This is a genomic window from Pantoea dispersa, from assembly GCF_035783935.1.
Taxonomy (GTDB): Bacteria; Pseudomonadota; Gammaproteobacteria; order Enterobacterales; family Enterobacteriaceae; genus Pantoea; species Pantoea dispersa_C.
On sequence record NZ_JALKOV010000003.1, the window covers coordinates 172,461 to 192,186 of the forward strand.

General features: G+C 58.2%; 18 protein-coding genes. 6 read left to right on the plus strand and 12 right to left on the minus strand.

Annotated features, from left to right (window positions below):
* Positions 1-11 precede the first annotated feature (11 nt).
* Positions 12-950, minus strand: coding sequence for a bifunctional riboflavin kinase/FAD synthetase (gene ribF / locus MXF20_RS07925; RefSeq protein ID WP_058774845.1), 939 nt, complete (start codon positions 948-950; stop codon positions 12-14).
* Positions 951-1,269: 319 nt separating this feature from the next.
* On the opposite strand from ribF, the gene rpsT reads away from it, so the two are divergent.
* Positions 1,270-1,533, plus strand: coding sequence for a 30S ribosomal protein S20 (gene rpsT, locus MXF20_RS07930; RefSeq protein ID WP_013507813.1), 264 nt, complete (start codon positions 1,270-1,272; stop codon positions 1,531-1,533).
* A gap of 51 nt (positions 1,534-1,584) precedes the next feature.
* Here rpsT and nhaR read toward each other — a convergent pair whose 3' ends face one another.
* The 7 genes from nhaR to MXF20_RS07965 form a co-directional block, all read right to left on the minus strand.
* Positions 1,585-2,487: a transcriptional activator NhaR gene (gene nhaR, locus MXF20_RS07935; RefSeq protein ID WP_325968669.1), complete on the minus strand. Its 903-nt coding sequence runs from the start codon at positions 2,485-2,487 to the stop codon at positions 1,585-1,587.
* A 29-nt stretch (positions 2,488-2,516) separates the two neighbouring features.
* Entirely contained in the window at positions 2,517-3,695 is a 1,179-nt protein-coding gene (gene nhaA / locus MXF20_RS07940; protein ID WP_325968671.1) for a Na+/H+ antiporter NhaA, read from the minus strand.
* A 214-nt stretch (positions 3,696-3,909) separates the two neighbouring features.
* The gene (locus MXF20_RS07945) at positions 3,910-4,053 is read right to left on the minus strand and encodes a hypothetical protein (protein ID WP_021507604.1); all 144 of its coding nucleotides are present in this window, start codon (positions 4,051-4,053) and stop codon (positions 3,910-3,912) included.
* A 250-nt stretch (positions 4,054-4,303) separates the two neighbouring features.
* On the minus strand, positions 4,304-5,170 hold the full coding sequence (locus MXF20_RS07950; protein ID WP_058780419.1) for a helix-turn-helix domain-containing protein: 867 nt from the start codon (positions 5,168-5,170) through the stop codon (positions 4,304-4,306).
* A gap of 295 nt (positions 5,171-5,465) precedes the next feature.
* Positions 5,466-5,612 (minus strand): DUF2474 domain-containing protein, encoded by a 147-nt coding sequence (locus MXF20_RS07955; protein WP_418936846.1) that lies wholly within the window; start codon positions 5,610-5,612, stop codon positions 5,466-5,468.
* Positions 5,613-5,634: 22 nt separating this feature from the next.
* The gene (cydB, locus tag MXF20_RS07960) at positions 5,635-6,639 is read right to left on the minus strand and encodes a cytochrome d ubiquinol oxidase subunit II (RefSeq protein ID WP_325968673.1); all 1,005 of its coding nucleotides are present in this window, start codon (positions 6,637-6,639) and stop codon (positions 5,635-5,637) included.
* Positions 6,640-8,064 carry a cytochrome ubiquinol oxidase subunit I gene (locus MXF20_RS07965; protein WP_325968676.1) on the minus strand — a complete coding sequence of 475 codons (1,425 nt, stop codon included), beginning with the start codon at positions 8,062-8,064 and terminating at the stop codon, positions 6,640-6,642.
* 569 nt (positions 8,065-8,633) lie between these two features.
* Here MXF20_RS07965 and yghX point away from each other — a divergent pair.
* Complete coding sequence (gene yghX, locus MXF20_RS07970; protein ID WP_325968678.1) at positions 8,634-9,524, plus strand: YghX family hydrolase; 891 nt, start codon at positions 8,634-8,636, stop codon at positions 9,522-9,524.
* A gap of 21 nt (positions 9,525-9,545) precedes the next feature.
* Here yghX and MXF20_RS07975 read toward each other — a convergent pair whose 3' ends face one another.
* Positions 9,546-9,917 carry a helix-turn-helix domain-containing protein gene (locus tag MXF20_RS07975; RefSeq protein ID WP_325968679.1) on the minus strand — a complete coding sequence of 124 codons (372 nt, stop codon included), beginning with the start codon at positions 9,915-9,917 and terminating at the stop codon, positions 9,546-9,548.
* A gap of 100 nt (positions 9,918-10,017) precedes the next feature.
* Between MXF20_RS07975 and MXF20_RS07980 the strand changes: the two genes are divergently transcribed.
* Positions 10,018-10,872, plus strand: a complete 855-nt coding sequence (locus MXF20_RS07980) for an SDR family oxidoreductase (RefSeq protein ID WP_325968680.1) — start codon at positions 10,018-10,020, stop codon at positions 10,870-10,872.
* 360 nt (positions 10,873-11,232) lie between these two features.
* Positions 11,233-12,891 (plus strand): alpha,alpha-trehalase TreF, encoded by a 1,659-nt coding sequence (gene treF, locus MXF20_RS07985; RefSeq protein ID WP_325968977.1) that lies wholly within the window; start codon positions 11,233-11,235, stop codon positions 12,889-12,891.
* Positions 12,892-13,096: 205 nt separating this feature from the next.
* Here the strand turns inward: treF and MXF20_RS07990 are convergent, their stop codons facing one another.
* Positions 13,097-13,918, minus strand: coding sequence for an alpha/beta fold hydrolase (locus MXF20_RS07990; protein ID WP_282995922.1), 822 nt, complete (start codon positions 13,916-13,918; stop codon positions 13,097-13,099).
* A gap of 215 nt (positions 13,919-14,133) precedes the next feature.
* On the opposite strand from MXF20_RS07990, the gene MXF20_RS07995 reads away from it, so the two are divergent.
* Positions 14,134-15,723, plus strand: coding sequence for an MFS transporter (locus MXF20_RS07995; protein ID WP_325968682.1), 1,590 nt, complete (start codon positions 14,134-14,136; stop codon positions 15,721-15,723).
* Here the strand turns inward: MXF20_RS07995 and MXF20_RS08000 are convergent, their stop codons facing one another.
* Positions 15,724-16,632, minus strand: coding sequence for a LysR family transcriptional regulator (locus tag MXF20_RS08000; protein ID WP_325968684.1), 909 nt, complete (start codon positions 16,630-16,632; stop codon positions 15,724-15,726).
* Positions 16,633-16,794: 162 nt separating this feature from the next.
* Between MXF20_RS08000 and MXF20_RS08005 the strand changes: the two genes are divergently transcribed.
* Positions 16,795-18,663, plus strand: a complete 1,869-nt coding sequence (locus MXF20_RS08005) for an amidohydrolase (RefSeq protein WP_325968685.1) — start codon at positions 16,795-16,797, stop codon at positions 18,661-18,663.
* A gap of 27 nt (positions 18,664-18,690) precedes the next feature.
* Here the strand turns inward: MXF20_RS08005 and MXF20_RS08010 are convergent, their stop codons facing one another.
* Positions 18,691-19,653, minus strand: coding sequence for a sensor domain-containing diguanylate cyclase (locus MXF20_RS08010; RefSeq protein WP_325968687.1), 963 nt, complete (start codon positions 19,651-19,653; stop codon positions 18,691-18,693).
* Between the last annotated feature and the right edge of the window lie 73 nt (positions 19,654-19,726).

The window sequence follows — 19,726 nt, forward strand, 5'->3', positions numbered from 1 at the left end:
TATTTCGGTCATTAAACCGGTGTTTTTAGCCCAAAAAATTGGCGGGCCGTCACCACATCTTTCGCAATTTGTTCTTTCAGCGCGTCCAGCGAAGCGAAACGCTGTTCGTCGCGAATCTTCTGCTTCAGCACCACCTCAATGTGGCGCCCATAAAGATTCATATGTGTGTCGAGCAGGTGAACTTCAAGCTGCTGACGTAAACCTTTTACCGTCGGGCGCGTACCAATGTTTGCCACGCCAGGAATCGGCTGCTCGCCCAGTCCCAGCACCTCTACCGCAAAGACACCTTTAACCGGCGTCACGGTGCGACGAAGCGGGAGATTGGCGGTCGGGAAACCAATGGTGCGCCCCAGTGCATCACCGTGCACCACGCGGCCAGAAATACTGAACGGATGACCGAGCAGCTGCTGCGCCTGAGCAAAATCGTCCTGCGCCAGCGCCTGACGTACCGCCGTACTGCTGATACGTTTGCCGCCATCACAATAGGTCTGGGTGCTGATGACTTCAAAGCCATACTCCGCACCGGCTTTCTGTAATAACAGGAAATCCCCCTGGCGACCAGCGCCAAAGCGGAAATCATCCCCCACTGCGAGGAATTTCACATTGAGCTTGTCGACCAGCAGTTCGCTGATAAAGCTTTGTGCCGAGTGTGCCGCAAAACGGCGATCGAAGCGCACGCACACCACGGCATCAACGCCGGCCAGTGCGAGGTATTTGAGCTTTTCACGCAGACGCGTGAGGCGCGCCGGCGCTTTGTCGCCGGCAAACAGCTCCAGCGGCTGCGGCTCAAACAGCATCACCACCACCGGCAGGTTGCGTTTACGTCCTTCGGCAATTAACTCCGCCATCAGCGCCTGGTGGCCGCGATGCACGCCGTCAAAATTACCAATGGTCAGGACGCAGCCGCGATGCTGCTCTTTCAGATTGTAAATACCGCGGATAAACTTCATGGCTGACTCAAACCGGTGGAAATCGGCGGATTATACCCTTGAATAGCGTTCAGGTTAACCCGTCTGCGTGCCTTTCCTGCGCCTGATTCAGCGTCAGGCGCCCGCTGGCGGGCGGCTCCGGCATCATCACAACAATTTTGTTGCGAAATACTGTATTCAGCGCGGTGTTGCTGGTAGAATCTTGCGCCATCAATTACGTAAGCGGGTGTCGTGGTTAAAACGACGCTTTATTGCACAAATCCATTGACAAAAGAAGGCGCAAAAGGCATAGTCCTCGGCCTTTGATTTGTCCATATAGAACACATTTGGGAGTTGGACCTTGGCTAATATCAAATCAGCTAAGAAACGCGCCGTAACATCTGAGAAACGTCGCAAGCATAACGCGAGCAATCGTTCTATGATGCGTACTTTCATCAAGAAAGTATACGCGGCTATCGCAACCGGCGACAAAGCTGCTGCGCAGAACGCATTCAACGAAATGCAACCAATCGTGGACCGTCAGGCTGCTAAAGGTCTGATCCACAAAAACAAAGCTGCACGTCATAAAGCAAACCTGACTGCACAGATCAACAAACTGGCTTAATCGCCGTCTGTTTATCGCTTTGTTAAAAGAACCGGCGCTTCGCCGGTTTTTTTATGCCTGCGATCCGTGGCTGAACAGCGCGCTAAAGTCGCGATGGCAAATGCGCTGCACCGCCGGGTGCTGAATCATACGCTCGGCAAAAATGACGTGATACTCCTCCATCACCGTCTCCAGCCTGCCGATCTCGCGCACGCTGTCGTCACGGTAGATGTCGTCACCGTACAGCGTCGGTGCGACAAAGATTGCGTTGTTCTGCGCGCCAAACGCCTTCATCAGCGCCGCATCATCGAACTCACCGAGAATCTCAACCTGTAACCCCTGGCTGTGGATCCAGTTCAGTAGCTTGCGCCCCAGCATCGAACGCCGGCCCGGCAGCAGCAGGCGCCGCTGCTCCAGACAGGCGGGAAACGGCAGCTCAGGCAATGGCGCATTACACCAGAAGCTGACCGGGCACTCACCAAGCTTGAGCGAAAACAGCCCGGCCTGCTGGGTAGAATCAATCGGGCAGTCGGAGAGGATCATATCCAGCTTGTGCTGGCTGAGCTGCTCCAGCAGCATTTCATGCGTTGATTCAAAGCAGCGCAGCTGTAGTTTCTCGCCGGCCATCACCGCGGCTTCCAGCACCTTGCTCACCAGCTGTTTCGACAGCGCATCCGCCACGCCAACATCAAACAGCAGATGCGACTCCTTGCGATAGTTAACGATGTCGAGCATTTCCTGGCTGAGCATAAACATGCGATCGGCATAGCGGAACACCAGCTGGCCCAGCTCGGTAGGCACCAGACCGCGCCCCTGACGGCGAAACAGCACGCCATTTAGCTGCTCTTCCAGCGCCTTGATCTGGCCGGTTACGGTTTGCGGCGTCAGGCACAAGACTTCAGCGGCGCGCACCACCGAACCGGTTTTGCACACCTGCCAGAAGTAATAGAGATGATTAAAATTGAGCTGATTCATACGATTAAGGAGGCTTGCGCCTCCCCTTATTAGCGCAGTTTGATGCGCAGCAGCGTGTAACCAATCACCGCCGACAGCAGCGAACCACTAAGAATGCCCAATTTCGAGAATGTCACCAGCTGTTCATGCGCGGCGTCAAACGCCAGCGAGCTGATGAAGATCGACATGGTAAAGCCGATGCCGCACAGCACGCCGATCGCCATGATGTCGCGAATGGTGGTACTGCCTGGCAGCGCCGCCAGCCGCATCTTCACCGCCAGCCAGCAGAACAGTGTAATGCCCAGCGGTTTACCAATCAGCAGACCCAGGATGATGCCGAGCGGCTCCGGCGACAGCACATCGCCAAAGGTGATGCCGCTGAGTGAAATACCGGCGTTGGCGAACGCGAACAGCGGCAGGATCAGCCAGTTGACCCACGGCATCAGGCCATGCGCCAGGTGCTCAGCCGGTGAGTGACCCTCTTTCTCCTCCAGCGGCACGAAGAAGCCCACCACGACGCCTGCCAGCGTGGCGTGCACGCCGGACTTCAGCACCGCGGTCCACAGCACCACGCCCACCAGCATATACACCGCGATGTTGCGTACACCGCAGCGATTGAGGATCGCCAGCAGCACGATGGCACCGGCTGCCACGCTCAGCGACAGCACCGACAGATCGCTGGTGTAGAACAGCGCAATAATCACGATGGCACCGAGATCGTCAATGATGGCCAGCGCCATCAGGAACACTTTCAGCGCCGCCGGTACGCGACTGCCAAGCAGCGCCAGCACGCCGAGTGCAAAGGCAATGTCGGTGGCGGTCGGGATGGCCCAGCCGTTGCGGGCAATGTCGTTATCATGGTTAAACAGCAGGAAGATGAGCGCCGGTGCGACCATCCCACCCACCGCCGCAATCACCGGGAAGATGGCACGATCGCGGCTGGCCAGCTCACCGGTGATCAGCTCGCGCTTCACTTCGAGGCCAATCAGCAAAAAGAACAGCGCCATTAGCGCATCATTAATCCACAACAGCAGATTTTTGCTGATATCCAGTGCGCCGAAGCGAATTTGTACCGGCTCTGCCAGCAGCGTTTGATAGCCCTGCGCGGTGGCGGCATTATTGGCCAGCACCATCGCCGCCACGGCCGCCAGAATCAGCACCATGCCGTTGCTGGCGTCACTTTCGATAAAGCTTTTCAGCAAGCTTCGAATACTACGGGGTTTGTTCACAACTCCTCCTGAGCAGAGACATTTGGTGGAGAAGTTTAGCGGCTGAGACACCTCGTTAAAAGCAGCTTATGTCTCGTTTATTACTCGGAATTTCCGAATAAAGGCTTAAAACGGGAAATGAAGGGGTGCGCGGGCACGATAAATCGCGCCGCGACGAAACTGAGCGGCTGGCAGATTCTTTACTTAACCGGCATGAAGGAAGCCAGGCGCGCCATCAGGCCTGGTGGTTGGTGCAGGTCAGCAGTGTTACGTCATCGCTATGCTGCTGAGGCAGCGCATTGTCGCCGGCAATCTCGTGCTGGGCGCAATGCGGCTGATGCGGATGCAGGCCGCCTGGCGGTGAGAAAGGCTCAGCCATCTGGGCACTTGCCAGCGCGGAAAACGCCACAAGCGCTGTTGAAAGTAACAACGGTAGAAGTCGCATAATTTTTGTCTTTTCACTATAGCGGCCCGGAATGGACCAGATATGCAGGTGATGATCCAGCCTGAGAGGTGGCAAACAGCGTTTTCCACGGTCAGTCAGGTTTCAGTGAAGGATTTTACGCCAGTCAGGCGCAGGATTTTATAAAATCGTGCGGTTTGTCACAGTTTACCGCACGAAATATGCATTATCCGACCTTAACCGGAATGTAGAACGTGCCCTGCAGCAGATCCGGCGTGCTATAACGCAGGTCCAGCTTGATCAGATCTTTACCCGGACGTCGCGCCACGCCGAGCGCAGGCAGATGGTTGTAATACACCTCTGCGGTAAAGGCATTGATCTCTTCCGGCGCACCGTGCCAGTCGATCTCCGCATACAGTCCGCTCTCACCGGTCCAGTTCTGCACATTACCGGTCAGCACATCGGCGTACTGGCTCTCCAGCGCCTGGAACAGGCTGATATGCTGCTGGTCGCTGGAGTTGACGCCCGGACTGAACTGGAAACCGAGCCAGCCACGCTGCACGTGCTGGCCAGCGAAAGCGATGAAATCACGCGTATGCTGCGCCACCACGTGATTGTGATGATCAATGTATTCGCCAAAGCGGCACTCCCACTCAATCACTTCTCCGCACAACTTCAGCTCCGGCTTTTCGGCCAGGCGCGCGCTCACCCACTGCCGCTGGGTTGAAATGCGGCTGTGGAAATCTTTCATCTGCATCTCCGGGATGCGGCGGTAAGCGCCCGGCGTCATGGCGAAGTGGCTTTTGAACACCCGGGTAAAGTTTTGCTGATTATCAAAGCCAAACCGCACGGCGATATCGATAAGCGGCATGCTGGTCAGGCGCAGCGCCATGGCAGACAACGTCAGACGACGTTTGCGCGTGTACGAGGCCAGCGTCTGGCCGGTCATCTCTTTGAACATGCGTTGCATGTGCCACTTGGAGTAACCGGATTTCAGGGTAATCAGATCGATATTGAGCTCGTCGGTCAGATTGGCCTCGATCCAGTCCACCAGATCGTTGATGTACTGTTTTTTCAGGTTCAGGCTGAGCATTTTTTTAATTGAATGGGTTGGGAAAGGCGGTGCTTTTGCGTTATCCGTCACATAAATATAACAAAATCGTATGGATAACGTAAGGAAGAGTAAAGACAGCGGGACGGGAAAAGCATTAATTGCTTAGGTGACTAACTTTTATCGTCTTAATGGCATCGCATCGTTGAGCAGTGATTTGCCTGCGCATAGCGGTGCGCATTAATGCGCACCCTACGAATATCGTGCATCACCTTGTCAGGTCGCCATTGAAGGCGACCGATAATACCGGGCAGGCGTGCCTGCCCTTATCGACAACTCAGTGCGAACGCATGCCCGCTGCCGTCATCATCATACGAAACAGTGATGCCACCACGCCCAGTGCCAGCACGCTTGCGCCGTAAATAATGACTAACCACAGCACGCGCTTCCACCAGGGGGCTTTCGTTTCAGTAGGGTTATTCATATCGCTGACCTCGGTTTGCATATTAGTGGTATCCCTCGTCGGCTTTGATTTTTCCGCGGAACACGTAGTAACTCCAGAAGGTGTAACCCAGAATCACCGGAATAATCAGCAAACTCCCCACCAGCATAAAGGCCTGGCTCTGCGGCGGTGACGCGGCATCCCAGATGGTGATCGCCGGCGGAATGATGTGCGGCCATACGCTGATGCCAAGACCAGAGAAGCCGAGAAACACCAGCGCCAGCGTCAGCAGGAACGGCGAGTAATGCGCCTCGCGCTTGATGGCGCGCACGATGCCCCACGAACACAGCAGTACCAGCACCGGCACCGGCAGGAACCAGAACAGGTTAGGACGGCTGAACCAGCGGTGCGCAATCGCATCGTGGGTGAACGGCGTCCACAGACTGATAATCCCGACAATCAGCAGCAGCGCGATCACCAGCGGTGTCGCCAGCGCGGACATCTTACGGTGCAGCTCATGTTCGGTTTTCATGATCAGCCAGGTACAGCCCAGCAGCGCATACGCCACCACCAGACCGACGCCGCAGAACAGCGGGAATGGCGCCAGCCAGTCCATCGCCGAGCCAGCAAACTCGCGACCTTTTACCGGGAAACCGTCGATAATCGCACCGACCGCAACGCCCTGGCTGAAGGTCGCCAGCAGCGAGCCGGCAATAAACGATTTATCCCAGAACGCGCGGTGCTCTTCGGTGGCCTTAAAGCGGAACTCAAACGCTACGCCACGGAAAATCAGGCCAATCAGCATCGCGGTGAGCGGAATGGCCAGCGCATCGGCAATCACCGAATAGGCCAGCGGGAACGCACCGTACAGACCGGCACCGCCCAGCACCAGCCAGGTTTCGTTGCCATCCCACACCGGCGCAACGGTATTCACCATCATGTCGCGCTCAACCGCATCTTTATTGAACGGGAACAGAATACCGATGCCGAGATCGAAGCCATCCATCACGATATACATCAGGGTGGCGAACACGATAATGGCGAACCAGATAATGGAGAAATCGATCATTTATTTACCCTCCTGCGGTTCGTTCAGGCTCTCATGGGCAGCAGAAAGCGGACGCGCAGGCGTTTTGCCCTGCCCCGGACCACCGTGGCGCACATCTTTACCTTCGCCGGTCAGCGGACCTTTCTTAATCAGGCGCATCATGTAGACATAGCCGACACCAAACACCGACGAATAGACGAGGATGAAGGCCAGCAGGCTGATACTCATGTGCAGGTCGCCGTGCGCCGACACCGCATCAATGGTGCGCTGCACGCCATACACCACCCACGGCTGACGACCAATCTCGGTGGTAAACCAGCCTGCCAGAATCGCGATCAGGCCGGACGGGCCCATCAGCAGGGCGAACCACAGGAACGGCCGCGAGCTGTACAACCGCTTGCGGTAACGCAGCCACAGGCTCAGCACGCCAAGGGTGATCATCAGCAGGCCCATCGCCACCATGACGCGGAACGACCAGAAAATCACCAGCGAATTCGGGCGATCCTCTTTCGGGAAGCTCTTCAGCGCCGGCACCTGCTTATCCAGGCTGTGGGTCAAAATCAGGCTGCCGAGGTACGGCACTTCCAGCGCATATTTGGTGCGCTCTTCATCCATATCCGGAATACCAAACAGGATCAGCGGCGTGGCTTCGCCCGGCGGGTTCTCCCAGTGGCCTTCAATCGCCGCAATTTTCGCTGGCTGATGCTCAAGGGTGTTCAGGCCGTGCGCATCGCCGATCATCGCCTGAATCGGTGCCACTATCAGCGCCATCCACAGTGCCATGGAGAACATTTTACGGATGGCCGGATTGTCGTTACCGCGCAGCAGATGCCACGCGCCAGACGCGCCCACAAAGAAGGCGCTGGCGAGGAAGGCCGCCACCGACATATGGAACAGGCGGTACGGGAACGACGGGTTGAAGACAATCTTGAACCAGTCCTGCGGCACCACGATGCCATTTTCAATGATGTAACCCTGAGGAGTGTGCATCCAGCTGTTGGACGCCAGGATCCAGAAGGTCGAGATGATGGTGCCGAGCGCGACCATGCAGGTGGCAAAGAAGTGCAGACCCGGTCCGACGCGGTTCCAGCCAAACAGCATCACGCCGAGGAAGCCGGCTTCAAGGAAGAAGGCGGTGAGCACTTCATACGTCAGCAGCGGACCGGTAATACTGCCGGCAAACTGCGAGAAACCGCTCCAGTTGGTACCAAACTGGTACGCCATCACCAGTCCGGACACCACGCCCATGCCGAAGTTAACGGCAAAGACTTTCGACCAGAAATGGTAGAGATCGCGATAGGTCTCGTTACGGGTTTTCAGCCACATGCCTTCGAGCACCGCCAGGAAACTGGCGAGACCGATGGTGATGGCCGGGAAAATAATATGGAAGGAAACAGTAAAGGCGAACTGAATCCTGGCCAGGTGGAAGGCATCTAATCCAAACATTGCTTACCTCTTTGCCACAAGATTACACCGAATTTTTACTTATAATTAACAAGTTTGACGCACAAAATTTATTATTTTGCGACGTCGGAAGAGATTCACGCCAATTGTAAGGCAAGCGGCGAGAACAAAAAGAAACAGTGGGAATGGCTAAAACTATAACAGTATTTTTTGATTTCGATCATTGTTTTCGCCAGAAACTACTTGTTTAAAATCACTAAGTTAAGGTTAAAGCACGTGATTCATTGTAACAATCTTGTTATTAAGCACAGCGAGAAGAAAATGCTTAAATCAGGTAACTGGCTAATTTAGTTGTTAATTACTGCGCCAGACAAAACGGCAGCGGACCGCGCTGTCACGTTACGCTGTAAAATTTCCTGCACAGCAGCCAAAAAGAAACTTTGTTAATTAAAAGATAATTTTTATAGACCAAAAAGAAATTAATTTGCTGCCTTTAGGTGACATTTTGTGAGCCATCGCGCATTAACCTGCTGGGGCACGGCATTTGCCAGCGGCGTCAGGCTGTGCTTTGTTAAAGCAGCACAGTCCGGTTAATCAGCGAAGGAGAGGTTATGACCCGTCTTACCGCCCAGGATTTTCCCCAGGAACTGCTTGAGCTTTATGACTACTATGCGCACGGTCGTATCAGCAAGCGCGAGTTTCTGACGCTGGCCGCAAAGTTCACCATTGCCGGTATGACCGGAGCCACCCTGCTCAGCGCCATGAGCCCCAACTATGCGCTGGCGCAGCAGGTATCGTTTACCGATCCCGATATCAACGCCGACTATATTCACTACCCTTCACCGCAGGGTCATGGTGAGGTACGCGGCTATCTGGTGCGGCCGGCTCACGCCAGCGGCAAGGTAGGTGCCGTGGTGGTGGTGCACGAGAATCGCGGCCTGAATCCTTACATTGAAGACGTGGCAAGACGCGTCGCCAAAGCGGGCTATATTGCGCTGGCGCCGGATGGCTTAAGTTCGCTGGGCGGCTATCCGGGCAATGATGAAGAGGGCCGTGCGATGCAGGCGAAAGTCGATCCGACCAAGCTGATGAACGATTTCTTTGCGGCGGTCGATTTCCTGATGCAGCATCCTGAGGGGAGCGGCAAGGTCGGCATCACCGGCTTCTGTTATGGCGGCGGCGTAGCCAATGCGGCGGCAGTGGCCTTTCCCGAACTGGCCTGCGCCGTGCCGTTCTATGGCCGCCAGCCAAAAGCGGAAGATGTGGCGCGCATTCAGGCGCCGCTGCTGCTGCACTATGCCGCACTGGACAAAGGCATCAACGAAGGCTGGCCAGCCTATGAAGCCGCGCTGCAGGCGCAGCATAAAACCTATGAAGCCTATATTTATCCCGGCGTGAACCACGGCTTCCACAACGACTCCACGCCGCGCTACGACCAGGCCGCCGCCGATCTGGCATGGCGTCGCACGCTTGACTGGTTTGCGAAATATTTGCCCGCCTGAGCCTGGCGCGCCGCGCGGCAGTCACGCCGTTTGCGGCGCTTTGAGGATGCGGTGGACATTACTCTCCAGCCAGTCGGCGAGGCCGATCACCTGTCCTTCCACCTCATGCCCCAGCGCCGTCAGCCGGTACTCCACGTGCGGCGGCACCACGTCATAGGCAATACGCTCGATAAAGCCATCCTCTTCCATGTAACGCAGCGTCTGCGCCAGCATGCGTTCGCTGACGCCACCAATCCGGCGCCGCAGTTCGCTAAAGCGCAGCGTTTCGGCGCGCAATGCCAGTAACACCAGCACGCTCCAGCGGCTGGTAATCCGCTTTAACACTTCACGTGACGGACAGTTCACATTGAGCAATTCGCCCCGGGAAAATTTATCACTCAGGTTTTCAGCCATTTACTTCGCTCCGCCCAAACTAACAATTCTGTAAGTACTTACTAAAAGTTAGCTTATCTCGTAGGCTGTTTTCATACCAGTACAACCTGAGGGAAACAACATGATTGCGATTACCGGAGCCAGCGGCCAGCTCGGCCGTTTAGTGATTAAAGCGCTGCTGGAAAAAGTCCCGGCCAGCGAGATCATCGCGCTGGTGCGTTCACCGGAAAAAGCGCAGGACCTGCAGGCGCTCGGCGTCGCGCTGCGTACAGCGGATTATAATCAGCCGCAAACGCTGCCCAGCGCCTTTGCCGGCGTGGCTAAAGTGCTGCTGATCTCCTCCAGCGAAGTCGGCCAGCGCGAAGCACAACATCAGGCGGTGATTGACGCCGCCAAAGCCGCAGGCGTGTCATTTATCGCTTACACCAGCCTGCTGCACGCGGATACTTCACCGCTGGGTCTCGGCGTGGAGCATCGCGCCACCGAAGCGCTGCTGCAGGCTTCAGGCATCCCTTATGCCCTGCTGCGTAACGGCTGGTACACCGAAAACTACGCGGCCAGCATCGCACCGGCATTAGCGCACCATGCCTTTATCGGCGCGGCGGGCAGCGGGCGCATCGCGTCGGCGGCGCGCGCGGATTACGCAGCCGCGGCGGCGGAGGTGATCAGCCGTGACGATCAGGCGGGCAAAGTGTATGAACTGGCCGGTGATGACAGCTACACGCTGGCGGAATTCAGCGCGGAGATTGCCCGTCAGTCCGGCGAAAAGGTGGAGTACGTTAACCTGCCGCCTGCGGAGTTCAGCGCGGCGCTGATCGGAGCCGGTTTACCCACGCCACTGGCCGAACTGCTGGCGGACTCGGATGCCGGTGCCGCCCAGGGTGGGCTGTATGACGACAGCCAGACGCTGAGCCAGCTGATCGGCCGTCCGACCACGCCATTCGCTGAAGTGATTAAGGCCACGCTGGCCAAATAAAGCAATGAGCAGGCCCTCACCTCTGCGACGGGACAGTCGCCGGCGGAGCGTGAGGGCAGTCCGGAAGGCCATTTCTCCCGCCTCGTTTGCCATCAAATGATCAATCTGAGCGGCGCTTTTTGCCGTAATCGCTGGCCATTTTCTTATTTACAGATAATTCTGTTCACTTATTTAAAGCTTCATTTGAGAAGCTGCTTTCAATTCCTGAAATATAGCGCTTTGTATTCGCTGAAAAAAGCGTTAAATAGTCGATCAATCGACAAGATTTATTACGTTCATAGATATTTCGCATTGTTGTCTCAGCCGGTCAGAGATCTATAATTTGTCCTTTGAGCAACCAGGCAATTTCAGGAGGCCGCTATTAATACTAACCACCAGCAACGTCAAGCTTTCGGGGAACACGAAGCCCATGCTGATCTGGGGTATCAATACGATCCTCACGAATTTATCCGCGAAGGTATGCAGGATTCGGAGCCGGAACCCGAGCTGATCGAAGGCCTGCCTGCGCCGGATGCGCTGACGCCTGCCGATCGCTATCTGGAGCTGTTTGAGCACGTGCAGACGTCACGTATTTTTGCCGACAGCAAAACGTTTCCGGACTGCGCACCCAAATTCGATCCGCTGGATATTTTAATCCGCTATCGCCGTCGCAAACGGACGGCAGAGTTTGACCTGGAAAAATTTGTCCACGAGCATTTTTATTTACCGCAGGTCAACGAGAGTTTTTATGTCTCCAATCCGGATAAAACTCTGACGGAGCATATTGATGACCTGTGGCCGGTGTTAACTAAAATGCCGCAGCAGCATTTACCGCACTCATCGCTGCTGCCGCTGCCGAAGCCTTACGTGGTGCCCGGCGGGCGTTTTGGTGAAACCTACTACTGGGACTCTTACTTCAGCATGCTCGGCCTGGCCGAAGCGGGCCGCGACGATTTGCTGCGTCACATGGCGGACAACTTCGCCTGGCTGATCGATAACTACGGTCACGTGCCTAATGGCAACCGCACCTATTATCTCAGCCGTTCGCAGCCGCCAGTGTTTGCGCTGATGGTTGAACTGTTTGAAGAGGACGGTATTCGCGGTGCCAAACGCTACCTTGACCAGCTGATGAAAGAGTATCAGTTCTGGATGGACGGCGCTGGCGAGCTGATGCCGCATCAGGCCTATCGCCACGTGGTGCGCATGCCGGACGGTTCGCTGCTTAACCGCTATTGGGACGATCGCGACACGCCACGCGATGAGTCGTGGATGGAAGATGTGGAAACCGCCAGCAAATCGCGTCGTCCGGCCAGCGAGGTTTATCGCGATCTGCGCGCTGGCGCGGCTTCCGGCTGGGATTATTCCTCGCGCTGGTTGCGCGATCCACAGCGGCTGGCCAGCATTCGCACCACGCAGTTTATCCCGGTGGATTTGAATGCGTTTCTCTACAAGCTGGAGCTGATGATTTCAACGCTGGCGCATGCCAAAGGCGAAGAACTCACCGGTCTGGCATGGCAGAAAAAAGCGGATGCGCGCAAGCAGGCGATCAATCGTTATCTGTGGGATAACACCGCAGGCGTATACCGCGATTACGACTGGCGGCGTGAGCGCTTTGGCGCCTTTACCGCGGCGGCGGTGGTGCCGCTGTTCCTGGGTCTGGCATCACCGGAGCAGGCGCACCTGCAGGCGGTCGCGCTGCGTCAGCTGCTGCTCACGCAGGGCGGTCTGGTGACCTCAATGGTCGAGAGCGGCGAGCAGTGGGACAAACCCAACGGCTGGGCACCGCTGCAGTGGATGGCGGTGGTCGGGCTGAATCACTACGGTGAAGAGACGCTGGCCACGGAAATTGCGGTCAACTGGCTGACCACGGTGAAGAACTTCTATTCGCTGCACCACAAGCTGGTTGAGAAGTACGATATCAGCGGCGATCGCGCCCGCCCAGGTGGTGGCGGTGAGTATCCGCTGCAGGATGGCTTCGGCTGGACCAACGGCGTCACCCGCCGCCTGCTGGCGATGTACGGACATTTGCTGGCGGACTGAAGCGGGATACTGCGGTCTGATGCGGGATACTGCGGCCTGATGCCCTCACCCTGGCCCTCTCCCACGGGAGAGGGAAACGCTGCCATATGCAGGACTGAGACAGCCCAGGTTAATTCAAGAGCTAATCCCCGCTCGATCGGTCCCCTCTCCCGCGAGCGGGAGAGGGTTAGGGTGAGGGTGAGGGGGGAAAAACGCACCTTCCCCCTTAATTCCCCTGCAAAAACGCCAGCAGATCCGCATTCAGCTGGTCCTGATGCGTCACAGCAAACCCGTGCGGGCCATTCTCGTACACCTTCAGCTGTGAACCCGCAATCATCTCGTGCACCAGCTTACCGGTAGCTTCAAACGGCACGATTTGGTCGTTACTGCCGTGAATCACCAGCGTCGGCACATCCACCTTCGCAATATCCGCACGGAAATCCGTCTCAGAGAACGCGGTCACGCAATCCAGCGTACCTTTCAGCGACGCCAGCAGCGCAATGTTCAGCGTCTGCGTCAGTACGCCATCGGAAACCGTCTGGCCCGCGTTGGTGCCGTAAAACGGCGTGGCAAACTCTTTGATAAACTGCGCCCGATCCTTCAGCAAGCCCGCTTTGATCCCATCAAACACCGCTGATTCCACCCCTTCCGGGTGATCGTCGGTTTTACCAAAGATCGGCGTGACGGCGCCCAGCAGCACCAGCCCTTTCACTTTCGCGGTGCCATAGCGGCCGATGTAGCGCGACACATCTCCGCCGCCCATCGAGAAGCCCACCAGCGTCACTTCATCCAATTGCAGATGCTCAATCAGACCGTGAATATCGTCGGCGAAGGTGTCGTAATCGTAGCCTTCCCACGGCTGATCGGAGCGACCAAAGCCGCGGCGGTCAAAGGCGATGACGCGGTAGCCGCGCTCGGCGAGGAAGTTGAGCTGGCTGTCCCACATATCGGCATCCAGCGGCCAGCCGTGGCTGAACAGCACCGGCTGACCCTTGCCCCAGTCTTTGAAGTACAGGTTTACGCCGTCTTTAGTCTTGAATGTGCTCATGTTTTTTCTCCGTTAGTCAGTGATGTTGTGTCTGGCAATCAAACTAGCGCGGGATGATGGAAAAACCTAAAGCAGAGATTTTGACAACTTGTGCAAAGATTTTTGCTAAGCCCTGCCGTCAAAAATCCTTGTACAAGTTGGCCGATTTTTTCCGCTATCTCCTGACGGGCGAGCTTCGTATCGTGCTCTCATCGCACACTGACAGGAACAGCCTGATGAACCAGCCACATCCACAAACAGCGCGCAGCGGCGCGTTTTCCCCTTTCGCCTACGGGCTTTTCGCCGTGATCTGGAGCGCTTCGGTGCTCGGCAATACCGGTAGCTTTATCCGTGACGTCGCCAGCGCCTGGCTGATTACCGGACTGTCCGATAATCCAACCGCCGTCGCGCTGATGCAAACCGCCGCCACGCTGCCGGTGTTCCTGCTGGCGCTGCCAGCTGGCGTACTGTCGGATATTGTTGACCGCCGCCGCCTGCTGATTGTGGTGCAGCTGCTGATGGCCAGCGTCAGCGGCACGCTACTGCTGCTGTCGCACAACCACTGGCTCACCGTCGAGTGGCTGATCGGCCTGACCTTTGTCGGCGGCATCGGCGCGGCGCTGTTTGGCCCGGCGTGGCAGGCCATCGTGCCGGAGCTGGTGCCGCGCCATGAACTGAAAAATGCCGTCGCGCTCAACTCGCTGGGCATCAATATCGCCCGGGCAATTGGCCCGGCGACCGGCGGTCTGCTGCTGGCAAGTTTAGGCGCTATGGCCGCTTACGGTGCCGATGTCGCCAGTTATTTTTTCGTCATCGCCGCGCTGCTGTGGTGGAAACGTCCGGCGAAGGCGGCTAGCGGGCTGAATGAGCACTTCTTCGGCGCTTTCCGCGCCGGGCTGCGCTATGTGAAGGCCAGCCGCGAACTGCACCGCGTGCTGTTACGCGCTGCGCTGTATTTTGCCTTCGCCAGTGCCATCTGGGCGCTGCTGCCGCTGGTGGCGCGCACTATGCTGCACGGCAGCGCAGGCTTTTACGGCTTGCTGCTCGGCGCCGTCGGGGCCGGTGCCATTGCCGGCGCGCTGCTGCTGCCGCGCCTGCGTGCCCGGCTGAGCCATGACGGACTGATGCTGCTCTCCGCCGTGCTCAGCGCGCTGGTCATGGTGGCGCTGGCGCTCAGCCCGCCGCAATGGCTGGCGCTGCTGCTAATGCTGGTCCTGGGCACCGGCTGGATCATCGCGCTGACGACCCTCAACGGCGTGGCGCAGGCGGTACTGCCCGACTGGGTACGCGGGCGCGGGCTGGCGGTCTACCTGATGGTGTTCAACGGCACGCTGGCGGGCGGCAGTCTGGCCTGGGGCCTGATCGCCCAGCACATGGGTCTGGCGTCAACGCTGATGCTGGCCGGCGCGGCGCTGCTCATCACGGCGCTGCTGGCGAAACGGCTGGCGCTGCCGGCAGGCGAAGCGGATCTGCAGCCGGCGCAGCACTGGGCTGAACCGGTGGTCAGCGATGCGGTGGATATCCGCCGTGGCGCCGTACTGATCCAGATTCGCTACCGCGTACCGCAGGCCGATCGCGCCGCTTTCCAGCACGCCATGCACAAACTGGCGCAGGCGCGACGCCGTGACGGTGCCTATGCGTGGGGACTGATGGAGCAGACCGACGATGCCGGGGCGCTGCTGGAGTGGTTTATGGTGGAATCATGGCAGGAGCATTTGCGTCAGCACCAGCGCGTGTCGCGCGCCGATGCTGAGTTACAGCAGGCGGTGCTGCAGTTCCATCAGGGTGATGAACCGCCGCAGGTCAGCCATCATATTGCGCTGTGATCAGGCTGGCGCGTAGATGTCACGCAGGCCGGGCAGCGTCGGCAGGCGCTCGCGCCACCAGATGGCCGCGTTACCGCAGGCACTCTCATTCCACGCCAGATAGGCGATGTCGCGCCGGCACTCGCTGTCCAGCTGGCGCGCCACCAGCGCACCGCTCGCCAGGTGCGGGCGCGCCAGGTAAAGCGGCAGATAACCACAGCCGAGCCCGGCGAGATGCGCCTGCAGCTTGGCGGGGAAATCATGCACGCTCAGCGTCTTCTGCTCATCCAGCACACGTAAATCCATGCCGGCACCGTGGCGGGATGAATCATGCACCGTGACCGCGCGATACTGGCGGATCTGTTCACGCAGCAGCGGTTCGGGCGCTGTCGCCAGCGGATGGTCGGGTGCGACAGCGAATACATACTCCAGCCAGCCCAGCGGCTGGCAGACAATCTCTTTGCGCGTGGCGGGTTCCTGAACCGCGCCAAAGACAATGTCCGCTTCGCCGTAGTGCAGCGCTTCCCAGCAGCCGGCCAGCACGTCCTGACGGAACTGCAGCTGGGTGTGCGGGTGCTGCTGATAAAATTCGTCAATCAGCGGCGTGAGGATGCTGAACGGCAGCGAAGCATCCACGCTGATGGTCAGCAGGCTCTCCCAGCCGCTCTCCACGTAGCGCGCCTGCTGCTCCAGCTCGTTCACCGCACGCAGCAGCGTCCGCCCTTTTTCCAGCATCAACCGGCCGGTCGGCGTGAACGTGGCGCGATGGCCGGAGCGATCGAGCAGCGTGATTTTCAAATCGCTCTCCATCTTCTGCACCGTATAGCTCAACGCCGACGCGGTTTTAAACAGTCGCGCGGCCGCCGCGGCAAAGGTGCCGTGACGATCGAGCGCATCCAGAATCAGCAGCGCCTCCAGATTTAAACGCATTCCCTACCCTCCGCAAAAAAAGTTGAACGACAACGTAAAAACAATCCGTTATCAATAACTGCTGTCATTTCGTATTTTTTTCCTCATCGGCGCAAGCATTTTTAACCGCGCATTAACACGGTGGCTCAGGGCCGCTACGCTTAATTTAACGGAGAGAACAGAATGACGACCGCATCACTGATTTTTACCAACGGTAAGTTTCACACCGTCGATCGCGCAAATCCGCTGGCGAGCGCCGTGGCCATTAAAGATGGCAAATTTCTCGCCGTCGGCAGCGAAGCAGAGGTCATGCGCTTTGCCGGCAGCGATACGCAAATCATCGACGCCAAAGGGCACACCGGCATTCCCGGCCTGAACGATTCGCACCTGCACCTGATTCGCGGCGGCCTTAACTACAATCTTGAGCTGCGCTGGGAAGGCGTGCCGTCGCTGGCCGATGCGCTGCGCATGCTGCGTGAGCAGGCACTGCGGACGCCATCACCACAGTGGGTGCGCGTGGTCGGGGGCTGGAGCGAGTTCCAGTTTGCTGAGCGCCGCATGCCGACGCTGGACGAAATCAACGCCGCCGCGCCCGATACGCCGGTCTTCATTCTGCATCTGTATGACCGCGCGCTGCTGAATCGCGCTGCGCTGAAAGTGGTGGGCTACACCAAAGAGACGCCGAACCCGCCGGGCGGCGAAATCCAGCGCGACAGCAATGGCAATCCTACCGGCATGCTGATTGCCCGCCCTAACGCCATGCTGCTGTACGCCACGCTGGCGAAAGGGCCAACGCTGCCGCTGGAACAGCAGGTTAACTCGACGCGTCAGTTTATGCGCGAGCTGAACCGCCTCGGTCTGACCAGCGCCATTGACGCCGGCGGCGGCTTCCAGAATTACCCGGACGATTACGACGTGATCGCCGAACTGCACGCGAAAAAACAGCTGACGGTGCGCATCGCCTATAACCTGTTTACCCAGCGTCCCGGCCACGAACTGGAAGATTTCGAAAAGTGGACGGATATGCTGAAGCCGGGCCAGGGCACCAATTTCCTGCGCCACAACGGTGCCGGTGAAATGCTGGTGTTCTCGGCGGCGGACTTCGAAGATTTCCTCGAACCGCGCCCGGATCTGGCACCCGGCATGGAAGATGAGCTGGAGCGCGTGGTACGTCATCTGGTGGAGCATCGCTGGCCGTTCCGCCTGCACGCCACCTATAACGAATCAATCAGCCGCATGCTGGATGTGTTTGAGAAGGTGAACCGCGACATTCCGTTCAATGGCCTGCACTGGTTCTTTGACCATGCGGAAACCATCACTGAAGCCAATATTGAGCGGGTAAAAGCGCTCGGCGGCGGTCTGGCAGTGCAGCATCGCATGGCTTTCCAGGGGGAATACTTTGTCGATCGCTACGGCAAAGAGGCCGCGAAGCAGACGCCGCCGGTGGCGCGCATGCTGGAGGCCGGCGTGCCGGTCGGTCTGGGCACCGATGCCACCCGCGTTGCCAGCTATAACCCGTGGACCGCGCTGTACTGGCTGGTATCAGGCCGTACCGTCGGCGGGATGCAGCTGTATGATGACCATGCACGCATCGACCGCGAAACCGCGCTGATGCTGTGGACCAAAGGCAGCGCCTGGTTCTCCAGCGAGCAGAACGCCAAAGGCGAGATCAAAGTGGGCCAGCTGGCCGATCTGGTGCTGCTGTCGAAAGATTTCTTCAGCGTGCCGGAAGAGGAGATCAAAGGCATTGAATCGGTGCTGACGCTGGTGGATGGCGACGTGGTGTATGCCGCGGGCAGCTTTACGCCGCTGGCACCGCCGCCGGTGCCGGTGCTGCCGGAGTGGTCGCCGGTGGTCACCGTGCCTGGTCACTACCGCAGCGCCCCGCCGCAGGCCAGCGGTCGCGCCGCGCGGATGCCGCAGGTACACCAGTGCAGCGGCCCCTGCGGCGTGCACAGCCATGCGCATGATGTGGCGCGCCAGTCATCGGTGCCGGTGTCAGACAACAACGCGTTCTGGGGTGCGCTGGGCTGTTCCTGTTTCGCGTTTTAAGTGAGAAAGGGGTGCGGGCGCTGGCCCTCACCCCGCCGATATATTGCCTGCCAGGCCGAAGCCCTGCTTGCCGTTCTTCTTAATCTGGTACATCGCGCCATCCGCCCGGGTCAGCGCGTCGTCGAAGCTGTCGCGCCGGTGCACCGGGGCGATACCGATCGAGGCGCCAATCTTCGCATGACCATTGTCGACATCAAACGGCGTCAGCGCCGCATCCAGCACCGCCTGAGCCAGAATGCGCACCTTCGGATACTCAATCAAAAACGGCAGTAGCAGGACAAACTCATCGCCGCCCAGCCGGCCAACGATAGCTTCTGACGGCAGCAAATCGCGGATGCGCTGGCTGAGCTGAATCAGCACCTCGTCGCCACTGCGATGGCCGAGCGTGTCATTGACGTGCTTGAAGTTGTCGAGGTCGATAAACGCCACGCACAGCGGCCCGGCGCGTTGCAGCTGACGGAAATGCGCCTGCAGCGCGTGGCGGTTGGGCAACGCGGTCAGCGGGTCGTGATGCGCCAGCAGGGAGAGCTGGGCTTCGTAATTCTTCTCTTTGGTCATGTCGATGTGGGTGCCGGTCACTTTGAGCGGATTCCCCTGCTCGTCCCACTCGCTGACGCGTCCGCGATCCAACACCCAGGTGATTTTGCCGTTCTTGCCGATCATACGGTGCAGCGCCTCGTAATAGGGCGCGCGCCCTTCAATGTGATCGTAAAAGGCGCGCAGCACCTCATCGGCATCTTCCGGATGCAGGCACTCGCGCCAGGCATCAAAGCGCGCTTTGGTCTCTTTCGCCTGAAAGCCGAGCATCGCGCCCCAGCGCCGGTTAAAAATCACCAGCTTGCCGCTGGGAATATCCAGCTGCCACAGGCACAAGCCGGTGCCGTCCAGCGCCGCATTCAGCTTGTTGCGCGCGTCATGAGCCAGGCGCTTAAGCCGCGCATTGCGCTTTTTCAGGTTCTGAATCTGCTGGCGCAGCGCTTCTTCGGACATGGTTGATCGCTGGAGAGAAAATAAGGGTTATTTTGCCTGCACGGTAGATTCTGTAAATAAAACAAATGAAAAG